The sequence below is a fragment of the Pseudarthrobacter sp. J47 genome (genome assembly GCF_049810315.1).
GTDB lineage: Bacteria > Actinomycetota > Actinomycetes > Actinomycetales > Micrococcaceae > Arthrobacter.
The window spans coordinates 1,105,838-1,118,098 of record NZ_CP187358.1 but is presented as its reverse complement, the minus strand read 5'-3'; the positions used below and the strand labels follow the sequence as shown (position 1 = coordinate 1,118,098).

Annotated in this window: 12 protein-coding genes; all 12 read right to left on the bottom strand. The window is 65.5% G+C overall.

Annotated elements, in window-relative coordinates; all coding sequences use genetic code 11:
• Positions 1-85: 85 nt before the first annotated feature.
• Positions 86-1,576 carry an NAD(P)/FAD-dependent oxidoreductase gene (locus ACPJW8_RS05105; RefSeq protein WP_330186738.1) on the bottom strand — a complete coding sequence of 497 codons (1,491 nt, stop codon included), beginning with the start codon at positions 1,574-1,576 and terminating at the stop codon, positions 86-88.
• A 34-nt stretch (positions 1,577-1,610) separates the two neighbouring features.
• A complete protein-coding gene (locus ACPJW8_RS05100; RefSeq protein ID WP_330186737.1) occupies positions 1,611-3,002 on the bottom strand; it encodes a S8 family serine peptidase in 1,392 nt (463 codons plus the stop codon).
• Between the two features lie 42 nt (positions 3,003-3,044).
• Entirely contained in the window at positions 3,045-3,992 is a 948-nt protein-coding gene (locus tag ACPJW8_RS05095) for a Ppx/GppA phosphatase family protein (RefSeq protein WP_330186736.1), read from the bottom strand.
• Positions 3,989-4,672 (bottom strand): DUF501 domain-containing protein, encoded by a 684-nt coding sequence (locus tag ACPJW8_RS05090; protein ID WP_330186735.1) that lies wholly within the window; start codon positions 4,670-4,672, stop codon positions 3,989-3,991. Before ACPJW8_RS05090 ends, ACPJW8_RS05095 begins: the two co-directional genes overlap by 4 nt.
• Positions 4,673-4,783: 111 nt before the next feature.
• Positions 4,784-5,575 carry a septum formation initiator family protein gene (locus tag ACPJW8_RS05085; protein WP_330194135.1) on the bottom strand — a complete coding sequence of 264 codons (792 nt, stop codon included), beginning with the start codon at positions 5,573-5,575 and terminating at the stop codon, positions 4,784-4,786.
• Between the two features lie 107 nt (positions 5,576-5,682).
• Positions 5,683-6,963 (bottom strand): phosphopyruvate hydratase, encoded by a 1,281-nt coding sequence (eno, locus tag ACPJW8_RS05080; RefSeq protein WP_330186733.1) that lies wholly within the window; start codon positions 6,961-6,963, stop codon positions 5,683-5,685.
• A 92-nt stretch (positions 6,964-7,055) separates the two neighbouring features.
• A complete protein-coding gene (locus ACPJW8_RS05075) occupies positions 7,056-7,628 on the bottom strand; it encodes a MazG nucleotide pyrophosphohydrolase domain-containing protein (RefSeq protein WP_330186732.1) in 573 nt (190 codons plus the stop codon).
• Between the two features lie 103 nt (positions 7,629-7,731).
• Positions 7,732-8,901 (bottom strand): adenosine deaminase, encoded by a 1,170-nt coding sequence (locus tag ACPJW8_RS05070; protein ID WP_330186731.1) that lies wholly within the window; start codon positions 8,899-8,901, stop codon positions 7,732-7,734.
• Positions 8,902-8,940: 39 nt separating this feature from the next.
• Positions 8,941-9,666 carry a DedA family protein gene (locus ACPJW8_RS05065; RefSeq protein ID WP_330186730.1) on the bottom strand — a complete coding sequence of 242 codons (726 nt, stop codon included), beginning with the start codon at positions 9,664-9,666 and terminating at the stop codon, positions 8,941-8,943.
• Positions 9,667-9,926: 260 nt separating this feature from the next.
• Positions 9,927-10,556: a DedA family protein gene (locus tag ACPJW8_RS05060; RefSeq protein ID WP_330186729.1), complete on the bottom strand. Its 630-nt coding sequence runs from the start codon at positions 10,554-10,556 to the stop codon at positions 9,927-9,929.
• Between the two features lie 4 nt (positions 10,557-10,560).
• Positions 10,561-11,889 carry a thymidine phosphorylase gene (locus ACPJW8_RS05055; RefSeq protein WP_330186728.1) on the bottom strand — a complete coding sequence of 443 codons (1,329 nt, stop codon included), beginning with the start codon at positions 11,887-11,889 and terminating at the stop codon, positions 10,561-10,563.
• Positions 11,886-12,236: a cytidine deaminase gene (locus tag ACPJW8_RS05050; protein ID WP_425256456.1), complete on the bottom strand. Its 351-nt coding sequence runs from the start codon at positions 12,234-12,236 to the stop codon at positions 11,886-11,888. The genes ACPJW8_RS05055 and ACPJW8_RS05050 overlap by 4 nt, the downstream gene beginning before the upstream one ends.
• Positions 12,237-12,261: the final 25 nt, after the last annotated feature.

The window sequence follows — 12,261 nt, the reverse complement described above, 5'->3', positions numbered from 1 at the left end:
AACACGCAAAACGGCGGCCGCCCCTTTACGGGAGCGGCCGCCGTCGAAAATCCGGATGGTGAAAGCCGGACGTTGAAAAACGAACCTACTTGGCCTGCGCCGAAACGGTCTGCTGCGAATCCACCTTGGTGGCCTCAGCCGAACCGGGGGCACCGGCCACCGGAGCGCCAGCAACCTTTTCCGGAGCTGCTGCTGCGGCCGGCTTGGGAGCCGGGGTGGCTGCGGCAACGAAGGAAGCCCGCGGCCGGTCAAGGTCGATCAGCTGGGTGAGGTCGCGGCCGGCAAAGAAGCGGACGATCCAGTTGAAGACGACGCGGAACTTGCGCTCGAACGTGGGCATGGCCATGCCGTGGTAGCCACGGTGTGCCAGCCAGGCCAGCGGGCCCTTGAGCCCGATGCGGCCCAGGAGGTTGATGTTGGCAACGCCCTTCCACTCACCAAAACCGGCAACAGCGCCGAGGTTCTTGTGCTTGTAATCGTGGAGCGGCTTCTCCCAGCGCGAGGCCCACAGGTTCTTCGCGAGGAGCTTGGCCTGGCGCAGCGCGTGCTGGGCGTTGGGAACGCAGGTGCCATCCGGCAGGCCGCTGCCCGTGAGGTCCGGAACGGCGGCGATGTCGCCGGCGGCCCAGGCGTTCTCGATGATGCCTTCGTCTCCGCCGATGCGGAGGTCAGGCAACGTGCGGACGCGGCCGCGCGGTTCCAGCGGGAAGTCGGTGGAACGGACCATGGGGTTGGCCTGTACACCGGCGGCCCAGATGAGGGTGTCCGCCTCGAATTCCTGGGCCGGGGACTTGTCCGCCATGTTGATCAGCTTGATGGAGGTCTCGGCGTTGTCCAGCGAGGTGTTCAGCAGAACTTCGATGCCGCGGCTGCGCAGGTGCTCAACAACCCACTCGGCCTGGCTCTGGGTGACCTCGGGCATGATGCGGCCCATGGCTTCAACCAGGACGAAGCGGACTTCCTCCTGCTTGATGCGCGGGTTGTTCTTCACTGCAGCGCGGGCGAGGTCTTCCAGCTCGGTGATGCACTCGATACCGGCAAAGCCGCCGCCGACAACCACGAAGGTCAGGGCCTTGGCGCGGGCTGCGGGGTCCGTCATGGTGGAGGCAACCTCGATGCGGTCCAGCACCTTGTTGCGCAGCGCCACTGCCTCTTCGATGGTCTTCAGGCCGATGCCCTTGTCCGCCAGGCCCTTGATGGGGAAGGTGCGGGTGATGGCACCGGCGGCGAGGACGACGTCGAAGTAAGGGATCTCGAAGTTTTCGCCACCATCTGCCGGGGAAATCACGGCAGTGCGGTTCGCGTGGTCAATCGAGGTGACGCGGCCCTGGATGAGCTCGGTCTGCTTGAGGTGCTGGCGGTGGGAAACCACTGCGTGGCGCGCCTCAATGTTGCCGCCGGCTACTTCCGGCAGGAAGGGCTGGTAAGTCATGTAGGGCAGTGGATCCACGAGGGTGACGATGCCACCTGCATTCGCGATCTTCTTCTGCAGTTTGAGTGCTACGTACAGGCCGACGTATCCGCCGCCGACGACGAGTACCCGGGGACGGTCCTGGAGCTCTGGGGTGGTTGCCATAGCTTAAGAGTACAACACTTTGTGAAAATCTTCACTAGCTGGGCTTGGGGCCCTGCTCGACTGTCTGCACCACCCCCGTATCCGCTTCCTCGCGCAGTAATGCGGGGTTTTTGTACGCCCGGCGCAGCTGGATCGCGGCAACCACCACCATCGCTACAAACAGCAAGGCAAACCCGATAACGACGGCGCCCGCCACCACAGAATCCCGCGCGGAAGGAGGAACTGCGGCCGGGACAGTCGCGGCCGGCAACGTGGGTACGGCCGGGGCCACTTCGGAGGTCGGCGCAGGGGCGGCAGTCGGGGCCTGGCCACGGCGGTGGACCTGGATCCAGCCTGCAATGGTGCCCAGCGGATTCTGGCTTACCTTTGGCACGTCCGCTTTCAGGGCCGCCTCCGCGTCCAGCACGCCAAACCCGTACAGCGGGTCCTTGCCCGGGGCACCCGCATCCTTGGCGGTGGCCACGATCCTGTTGATGACGTCGCGGGCGGGCATGTCCGGCCATTTGGACCTGATCAGTGCAGCCACCCCGGCGACGATAGGCGTAGCTCCGGAGGTGCCCTCCCATTCCGCATATTGGCCACCGGGAAGGCCGCCCACGAGGTCTTCTGCCGGCGCGGCGACGCCAATGGCAATCCCTTGGGAGGACGAATCGACGCTTGCCACTCCGGAGCGGTCAAGGCCGGCGACCGTCAGCACTCCGGGAACGGTGGCCGGCGCGCCCACCTGGACGTTGCCGCCCACCCGGTTGCCAGCGGCGGCAACAATAACCACGTCTTTCTGCTCCGCGTAAAGGAACGCGGCGTCCCAGCTTTGCGGCCACTGGGGGGACGTGCTGCCCAGCGAAATGTTGATCACGGACGCCCCGTTGTCAACAGCCCAGCGCACTGCCTCCGGAATCTGGTCCAGATCGCTCTTGCCACCGGGGTTGACGGAACCAAGCCAGGTCGAAACCGACAGGATCTCAGCCTCCGGCGCCACCCCGATGATGCCGTCCGGTCCGCCGGCAGTGGGTGAAGCACTGGGCGTAGGAGACGCCGAGGGGCTGGGGCTTGCGGTACTGGGAGCGGGATGACCCCGGCCGGCCAGCATGGTGGCCACGAGCGTGCCGTGTTCAGGCTTGGCGCCAATGCTCTTCAGGCCATCCGGGCTGCCTGCTCCGGATGCATCAAAGCCGCCGGTAACTGCACCCTTGAGGTCAGGGTGGCTGGCGTCCACACCGCTGTCGATCACGGCAACCTTGACCCCTGCTCCCTTGGAGACCTCCCAGGCCTTGGTGATGCCGGAGCCGCCCAGCCAGTGTTCCTTGTCCCGGATATCATCCGCTGCTGCGGGGAGCGCGGAGCCCACAAGCAGCCCGCTTCCCGCCAGAACTGCGGCCAGCAGGGTTGCTGCGATCCGTTGAAGCCGGACTGGTGCTCTGGTCATTGCGTTCCAATGCTCGTGCGGTGAACCCGGCCGGTGTGGCAGTCAGCCGATGCTCAGGGCAATTCCGTCCAGAATATCGTGCTCGCTGGCGGTGGCTGAATCGATGCGCCCGCCGGTCAGGCCCGCGAGGCGTTCCAGGATGCGACGCCACACCAGCGCGCCGGCGCCGATCACGTCCACCCGGCCGGGGTGCATGTACGGCAGTGCCGCACGCTCCGCCCGGGGGCTGGTCAGGAGGTCATCAGCCGCATCGCGGAGTTCCTTGATGCTCAGCTGTGCGCCGTGGATGGACGAAGGCAGGTACTCCGGCAGCTTCAAGGCGTGGGCCGTGATGGTGGTAATGGAGCCGGCAACACCCACGACGGCGGTGGCCTGCTCCAGTGGAACGGCGCGCCGTGCAGCATCGATGGCCGCGTCGACGTCAGCTTCTGCGGCAGCGATCTGTTCGGGGGTGGGCGGATCGTCGCGGAGGTGCCGCTCGGTCATCCGGACGCAGCCGACGTCGACGGACAGTGCCGCGGTCACGCCGTCGGCAGTACCGAGAACAAACTCGGTGCTGCCGCCGCCAAGGTCGACTACAAGAACCTGGTCCCCTTCGGCGATCGGCAGGACGCTGCTGGCGCCGGCGAAGGACAGCGCGGCCTCTTCGGCCCCGGAAATCACTTCCGGCTCAACGCCCAGGAGCTCCCGGACGCCGTCGATAAATACATCCCTGTTGCGTGCATCGCGGGTGGCTGACGTTGCCACGAAGCGGACCGCCGTGGCCTGGTGTTCCTTGATGAGCCGGGCGTAGTCGGCCGTGGCTGCAAGCGTGCGCTCCAGGGCTTCCGCGGCGAACTCCCCCGTGGCGTCCACGCCCTGGCCCAGCCGGACCACGCGCATTTCGCGGACCACGTCCGTGAGGTGGGGCTGCCCACCCGATCGGTCGATATCAGCTATCAACAGGCGGATGGAGTTCGTGCCGCAGTCGATGGCGGCGACGCGGGTCACTGGGCGCTCCCGGTGTTGGAAGACCCCGTGCCGGAGGACTTACGGACGGGTGCCGGGCGGCCAACAATGTCCGGCAGGCCTTGCGGGCCATGCCGGCTCAAGTCGCGGTCCGGCGCTTCGCCCGCTGTATCCCAGGCGCCCTCGCAGTAGCAGCGGTCTGCTGTCCACCATTCACTGATCAGGTCCAGTGCTTCGTCGCCGAGCGGGTTGACGCCGGGTCCCGCGGCCAGTGAGTGGCCCACCAGCACGTGCAGGCACTTGACGCGGGTGGGCATGCCACCGGCTGAGACGCCGTCGATTTCGGGCACCGGGCCAATGCCGGAGCGGGCGCCGATCTCTTCGCGGGCCTTGAGGTATTCCTCGTGCGCGGCACGGTACTGGCCTGCCAGGGCTTCATCGCCTTCAAGCCGCCCGTTCATGGTGTTCATGGTGCCGCCGGCCTCAAGCCGGGAAACCGCAGCAGTAATGACCGGGTGCGTCAGGTAGAAAGTCGTAGGAAACGGGGTGCCGTTGCTGAGCCGCGGCGCGGTTGCCGCCACCAGGGGGTTGCCGCAGACACAGCGGGCAGGGATCTCGACGACGTCGCGCACCGGCCGCCCCAGCTGGCGGCTGAGCACGTCCAGGTCCTGCGGCGTGGGCCGACGGGATTCCTCCGTTGCGGGTGCCTCATTCGGTTCCATGGCTGTCCTTCCTGCCCGGGTTGGTCCGCCGCTGTGGCGTCGGACGTGCGGCGGGCACCGCGGGGTGAAAGTGGAGCCGGCCTGCTTGGGCGTTCACTCAGTGGGCACGGTTCAGTCCGTGCCGGCGCGCTTGACGGACTCCCACAGGGCGTCCACCCATGGCACGTCCACCGGACTTCCGGCAGCTGCGCCCGGAACTGCTTCCGGGAGTGCTTCCGCCGGCAGGTCGCTGCCAAACACCCAGTAACTGGTCTCACCGGGCATAACCATGTTAATGCGGTCGCGGGCCTGCTGTTTCACGTAGTTGGGATCCTGCCACCGCGAGATCTGCTGGTTCAGCTGGTCCTGCTCCGCCTGCTTGCTCGCGATATCCGCGTTCAGGGCCGCGATTTCCGCCCGTTTGTCGATATAGATCTTCACCGTCGGCGCCAGCATCACTGTGATGGCAATCATCACGACGGCAAGGGCCAGCATCCTGCCCGAGAAGGCTTTCGCGGGAACCGGGTCCAGGTCCTCCGCTGCCTCGGCACCGGCGTCGGGCGCATCTTTTTTCTTCGCTGTGCTGGATTTCGCGGTGTTGGATTTCGCGGTGTTGGATTTCGCGGTGCCGGATTTCCCGGCAGCAGACTTCCCTACACCAGACGTTGCAGTACCCGACTTCGCAGTAGCGGATTTCGCGGCTCCTGACGTTCCCTCGCCGGGCTTGGATCCACCTGCCGCAGCGGATGCACTGCCGGATGTGCCGGCGTGTGTGCTGCCAGTGCCGCCCTTGCCGGCGGGACCACGCGCACCGCCACCAAAATCGGCGCGTATTACGTCTGCGCCCTGGCCGGCGTCCTTTTCGGCTTCCGGTGCCCGGGCGGGGGACGTAACCCTGGGAACGTTGGGTCGGCGGGTTGCCATGACACTCCTGTAACGTGATGCAGCCGGCGGCCGGGACTCGATCCAACAACAAGACCGGCAGCCATGGTCATTCCACCATAGCCACCGGTCTGTTGATTGGGCGGGTATTAGCCCTTGAAACGCGGGAACGCGCTGCGGCCTGCGTAGCGCGCGGCGTCGTCCAGTTCCTCTTCGATGCGCAGCAGCTGGTTGTACTTGGCTACGCGCTCGGAGCGGGCCGGAGCACCGGTCTTGATCTGGCCGGCGTTGGTTGCCACAGCGATGTCAGCGATGGTGGTGTCCTCGGTTTCGCCGGAGCGGTGCGAGGTGATGGTGGTGTAACCGGCACGCTGCGCCAGGCTGACGGCGTCGAGCGTTTCGGTCAGGGAGCCGATCTGGTTGACCTTCACCAGCAGCGAGTTCGCGGTGCTGGTGTCCAGGCCCTGCTGCAGGCGGACGGGGTTGGTGACGAAGAGGTCATCGCCCACCAGCTGGACCTTGTCACCGATGGCGTCGGTGAGGGTCTTCCAGCCATCCCAGTCGTTCTCATCCAGCGGGTCCTCGATGGAGACCAGCGGGTAGTCGGCAACGAGCTCGGCGTAGTAGGCGCTCATGTCGTTGGCGCTCAGCGCCTTGCCTTCGAACTGGTAGGCGCCGTCCTTGAAGAACTCGGAGGAGGCAACGTCCAGGGCCAGGGCGATGTCCTTGCCCGGGGTGTAGCCGGCGTTCTTGATGGCTTCCTGGATCAGGTCCAGTGCGGCGCGGTTGGACGGCAGGTTCGGTGCGAAGCCGCCTTCGTCGCCGAGGCCGGTGGACAGGCCCTTCTCCTGGAGCACTGCCTTGAGGGCGTGGTAGACCTCAACGCCCCAGCGCAGTCCCTCGGAGAAGGTCTCGGCGCCGATCGGAGCAACCATGAATTCCTGGATGTCGACGTCGGAGTCAGCGTGCGAGCCACCGTTGAGGATGTTCATCAGCGGTACGGGCAGGACGTGCGCGTTGGGGCCGCCCAGGTACTTGTAGAGCGGCAGGTCTGCCGAGGCTGCTGCTGCGTTGGCGACGGCGAGCGAAACGCCCAGGATGGCGTTGGCGCCCAGCTTGCCCTTGTTCGGGGTGCCGTCGAGGTCGATCATGGCCTGGTCGATGCTGCGCTGGTCCGTGGCGTCGAATCCGGTGAGGGCCGGCGCGATCTGGTCGATGACGGCGTCAACGGCCTTCTGCACACCCTTGCCCAGGTAACGTCCCTTGTCCCCATCGCGGAGTTCAACGGCTTCGTGCTCACCGGTGGAAGCACCGGAAGGAACAGCTGCACGGCCAATCTGGCCATCGGAAAGCAGTACTTCAACTTCTACGGTCGGGTTGCCGCGGGAATCGAGGATCTCGCGGGCGTGGATGGCATCGATAAGCGCCATGAATTTGCTCCTTATGGTGAAGCGATCTACTGGGAAACTTGGGAGAGGTGGACCACCTCGTCAGGGTCTAGCCTAGTCCAGAGTGTCCCGCGTTACGGCAAGGCATCCTGCGTTACACGCCTGATGGCGCCGCGCAGCGCACGCTCGGCGTCCAGGCCCTTGCCGCGGGCAGAACGTACGACGGCGAGGAGGTAGTCACCGAGTTCTTCTTCCGTATCTGCGGTGGGCACCTGCGCCGCGGCGACGGGAGTGCCGGCGCGTTCGGCCCGGTCCAGGACCTTTTGCGCCTTGGCCAGTGCGGGCAGGGATTCGGGGATTCCCTCGAAGGGGCTGCCGCGGCCGGGCATCTCAGCCTTTTTCACCGCGTCCCACTTGAGCTCGATCTCCTCCACAGTGGCGGCGAAGGAGTCCTGGAGGGTGCCGTCCGGCCGGAAGACATGGGGGTTCCGGCGGACCATCTTGGCGGACAACCCCTGGATGACGTCTGCCAGGTTGAAGGATCCGCGTTCTTCGGCGAGCCGTGCATGGAGCACCACCTGCAGCAGCACATCCCCCAGTTCGCCGCGGAGGTCCTCGTCCGGGCCGCCGGATTCAATGGTTTCCGCGGTTTCGTAGGCTTCCTCGATCAGGTACTCCACCAGCGACGCATGGGTTAGGGCCCCCATCCACGGGCAGTGCTGCCGCAGGGCGGCAATTTGTGCAACCAGGTCGGCTGCGGCTTCCCCAAGTGAGGAAGCCGCAGCCGGCCCGGAATACGCCGGCAAATCCTTAGCCAAGGTTGCCGTAGGCGTCGTTGATGTATTCCACCAGTGCCTCTTTTTCCTCCAGGGGCAGGAAGGCGGCTTCGGCAGCGTTCAGGGTGAGTTCCAGGAGGTCGTCAAGATCGTAGTCGAACGTTTCCACCAGGAGTTCAAATTCGTCAGTGAGGGTTACGCCGCTCATCAGCCGGTTGTCCGTGTTGATGGTGACGTTGAAGCCCAGCTGGTACAGCATGTCCAGCGGGTGGCTTTCGATCCCCTCACCGAAGCCGGCGATCGCCCCGGTCTGCAGGTTGGAGGAAGGGCAGATTTCCAGGGCGATTCCGCGGTCGCGGACCCAGCTGGACAGGTCGCCCAGGGTGACCAGGCCGATGTTCGCGTCATCTTCGCCGGTGAAATCCGTGACACCGTTTTGGGCGTCCTCATCGTCGTCGAATTCCACCAGGATGTCCTCGGCGATCCGGACGCCATGGCCCAGGCGCAGTGCGCGGCCGTCAACCAGGGCGGACTGGATGCTTTCCAGGCCCGCGGCCTCGCCGGCGTGGACGGTGGCGGGGAAATTGTTCTGGGCAAGGTAAGTGAATGCCTCGCGGAAGCGGGCGGGCAGGAATCCGTCCTCGGCGCCTGCGATGTCGAAGCCAACCGCTCCCCTGTTGCGGTGCCGGACGGCCAGCTCGGCGATCTCCTGGCCGCGGTCGGCGTGCCGCATGGCGGTGATGAGCTGGCCCACCTGGATTTCGCGGCCGGTTTCGGCAACTGCCTCGGTACCGGCTTCCAGACCCTCCTGGATGGCCTCTACGGCTTCGTCCAGGGTGAGGCCCTTCTGCAGGTGCTGCTCCGGTGCCCAGCGCACCTCGCCGTACACAACGCCGTCGTCCGCCAGGTCCTCAACGAATTCCTTGGCAACGCGGAAGAGGCCCTCTTTGGTCTGCATCACGGCGATGGTGTGGTCGAACGTCTCAAGGTAGCGGACCAGGGAACCGGAGTTCGCGGACTCCCGGAACCACTCACCGAGCGCCACCGGATCCGTGGACGGCAACTGGTGCCCCACGGCTTCGGCCAGCTCAATAATGGTGGCCGGCCGGAGCCCGCCGTCCAGGTGGTCGTGGAGGGAAACCTTGGGGAGGCTCTTCAGGTCGAAATCGATGGCAGGGGCAGCGTCAGCAATAGGCTCAGTCACGTTCCAACCTTAGGGTTGGTGCGCTGCTAATGCCAGCCGCTATTTCCCGCCGGTCTCAGGCTTCACCCGGGCAGCCAGCAGGGATGGAGCCGGTGCGGTGGTGGGCGTAGCCCCGGACGGTCCGCCGTCCAGCCATTCGTCAACCTCAGCCGCGTCCTTGCGGGCCAGGTGCTGGTGCCACCAGCGCAGCAGGTGGTCAAGGGCAATGCCCAGTACGATCGCGAAGACAACGGCGATTCCCGCGCTGAGCAGCGGGTTGTGGTGCAGCCAGGGGAAAGAGCTGGCCAGCAGTCCGATACCGATCGAGTACCCCACCCAGGTGATGCACGCGAAGGCATCGAGCAGGAAGAACCGCCGGTGGGAAAAGCCCGTGCTTCCGGCGACATAGTTGACGGCGACGCGGCCCCAGGGGATGTACCTGGCTGTGAAGATCAGGACGGCCCCACGCTTATCAAGTTCATAGCGGGCCCAGCCGAGGACCTTCCGGACCTTGGGCCGGCGCATCCATTTCCAGCGCTCCAGGCCGATCTTCCGGCCGAGCATAAAGGCCATGTTGTCCCCGGCGATGGCCCCGATCAGTGCGGTGGTTCCGAGGATCCACAAATTGGGTTCGCCGCTGACCCTGGCGAAGGCCGCGAGGGCAACGATCAGGGTCTCGCTGGGCACCACCATGGCAAAGCCGTCAACGAAGAAAAACAGCAGGAGGATGGGATAAATCCACCATTGCCCTGCTGCATGGAGTACTGCGTCATTGATAAACTCCACGCGGGTCGCGCTCCTAGCGAAAATGATGCTGCCACAGGTAACTGAACGGGTTATTCAGTGTCCCATGGCCGGGGCGTCGTTCGCTACGCTCCAGCCATGGGAACCTGCTCTCCACGCTAACGGTTCAGGGTGGCCACAACGTCGCCCCGGAGGCTGATTTACGGGCCACAAGCGTCCGCCCACGGGTGGACAACGCTGGGCGCGCCTGCTGGTGCCTAACGGAAAATCAGGGTCCGGTTCAGGGTTGCGTCAGGGTCCGCTCAGGGGCCGTGGTCGCGCATCCGCTCCACTACCGGCTCCTTGCCCCGGATCTTGTTGATCACCACGTCCACCACGATGCCCAGGGCTACGGCGCAGACGATCGCGATGACGGCGGCCAGCAGGTGGTTGTCCTTGAACCAGTTGCCAAAAAACAACCCGATGGAAACGGAATAGGCCGCCCACAGTACCGCCGACATCAGGGTCAGGGTAAGGAACCGGAAGTGCGCATAATGCGTGGCACCCGCTGTGAGGTTCACTGCCACCCGGCCTATGGGGATGAACCGCGCCACCAGGATCAGCGACGCCGGCCGCTTCCGCAGTTCACCGCCCGCCCACCGGAACGCCGCCTGCATCCGAGGCCCGCGCATCCACCGCCACCGTCGGGTGCCCACCTTACGGCCGATCAGGTAGGCGATGTTGTCTCCGCTGAACGCCCCCAGGGCAGCAACCAGCATCAGCAGGCCTGCGTGCGGCTCCCCGGCGCTGGCAGAGACCGCAGCCAGTCCCACCACAACCGATTCACTGGGGACGGGTGGGAAGAAACCGTCAATGATGCAGCAGGCAAGAACCAGCAGCAGCACCCAGGGTTGGCTGGCACCCGCCAGGATGAAATCGTTGATGGCCTGCATGGACCTACGCGATCCGGTCGATAATCAGCTGCTGGGCGGGCCTGGCGCCTTCGGGTGCAATAACCACCGCCTGTTCCAGGGCCTCCTTTGCCCGGGCGAACCGTTCCGGCGTATCAGTCAACAGCGTCATCAAGGGCTCTCCTGCGCGGACCGTGGCACCTGGTTTGGCATGCATCCGGACGCCGGCCCCGGCCTGTACGGCGTCTTCCTTACGGGCACGCCCGGCGCCGAGGCGCCATGCCGCCACGCCCACGGCCATGGCGTCCAGTTCCACCAGCACCCCGTCGGCAGGCGCGTAGATGGTTTCCGATTCCCTGGCAACCGGCAGCGCGGCACGGGGATCACCGCCCTGTGCTTCGATCATGCGGTTCCAGACGTCCATGGCCCGGCCGTCCTTCAAGGCCGCCGCGGGATCTGCGTTATGTACCCCCGCGCAGGCCAGCATTTCCTCTGCCAGGCGGACCGTCAGTTCGACGACGTCTTCCGGGCCACCGCCGGCCAGTACCTCCACAGACTCTTCGACCTCGATCGCGTTGCCCGCGGTCAGGCCCAGCGGGGTGTTCATGTTGGTCAGCAAGGCAACGGTGTTCACGCCTGCGTCCTTGCCCAGTTCCACCATGGTCCGGGCAAGCTCTCGGGCCATGTCCTCATCCTTCATAAAGGCACCCGAGCCAACCTTGACGTCCAGGACCAGCGATCCGGTTCCTTCCGCGATCTTCTTGCTCATGATGGAGGACGCAATCAGCGGAATCGCCTCCACGGTGCCTGTGACGTCCCGGAGCGCGTAAAGCTTCTTGTCTGCAGGCGCCAGCCCCGCCCCCGCGGCACAGATCACTGCCCCCACGTCCTGGAGCTGGGCAAGCATCTCTTCATTGCTCAGTGAAGCCCGCCAACCCGGGATGGATTCCAGCTTGTCCAGCGTCCCGCCGGTGTGGCCCAGGCCGCGGCCGGAAAGCTGCGGCACGGCCACGCCGAACACCGCCACCAGCGGTGCCAGGGGGAGGGTGATCTTGTCCCCCACGCCTCCGGTACTGTGCTTGTCGCTGGTTTGCTTAGTGCCGCCGTCGGGCGTTCTTAGGCTTGAAAAGTCCATCCGCTCCCCCGAGGCGATCATCGCCCGCGTCCAGCGTGCAATCTCGCTGCGGTCCATCCCGTTGAGCAGGATGGCCATGTTCAGCGCCGCCATCTGCTCATCGGCAATGGCACCGCGGGTGTAGGCGTCAATGGTCCAGTCAATCTGCTCGGGAGTCAGGACGCCTTTGTCGCGCTTGATGCGGATGATATCGACGGCGTCGAAGGCTTCGTGCGCGGGAGCAGGGTTGGGATGGTTCACCGGGGATCCTCCAGGTGTTCGGGACCGAAGGCGTCAGGTAACACCTGGTCCATGGTTTTAATGCCTTGGGTTGTCATCAGCTCCATGTCCGGAGCCCTGAATTCGTAGAGCAGCTGGCGGCAACGGCCGCAGGGCATCAGCACGTTGCCCGCACCGTCCACGCAGTAGAAGGCGCGGAGCCTTCCGCCGCCGCTCATGTGCAGATTGCCCACCAGGGCACATTCGGCGCACAGCGTCAGCCCGTAGCTTGCGTTTTCCACGTTGCAGCCGCTGACAATCCTGCCATCGGTTGTGAGGGCCGCTGCCCCCACCGGGAACTTCGAGTACGGTGCGTAAGCGTTGCGCATGGCAGCCTGTGCAGCGGCCTCGAGC

Coding starts and splice junctions, on each gene's coding strand:
- ACPJW8_RS05105 (WP_330186738.1), bottom strand. CDS start 1,576: ATGGCAACCACCCCAGAGCTCCAGGACCGTCCCCGGGTACTCGTCGTC.
- ACPJW8_RS05100 (WP_330186737.1), bottom strand. CDS start 3,002: ATGACCAGAGCACCAGTCCGGCTTCAACGGATCGCAGCAACCCTGCTG.
- ACPJW8_RS05090 (WP_330186735.1), bottom strand. CDS start 4,672: ATGGAACCGAATGAGGCACCCGCAACGGAGGAATCCCGTCGGCCCACG.
- ACPJW8_RS05085 (WP_330194135.1), bottom strand. CDS start 5,575: ATGGCAACCCGCCGACCCAACGTTCCCAGGGTTACGTCCCCCGCCCGG.
- eno (WP_330186733.1), bottom strand. CDS start 6,963: ATGGCGCTTATCGATGCCATCCACGCCCGCGAGATCCTCGATTCCCGC.
- ACPJW8_RS05075 (WP_330186732.1), bottom strand. CDS start 7,628: ATGGGGGCCCTAACCCATGCGTCGCTGGTGGAGTACCTGATCGAGGAA.
- ACPJW8_RS05060 (WP_330186729.1), bottom strand. CDS start 10,556: ATGCAGGCCATCAACGATTTCATCCTGGCGGGTGCCAGCCAACCCTGG.
- ACPJW8_RS05050 (WP_425256456.1), bottom strand. CDS start 12,236: ATGCGCAACGCTTACGCACCGTACTCGAAGTTCCCGGTGGGGGCAGCG.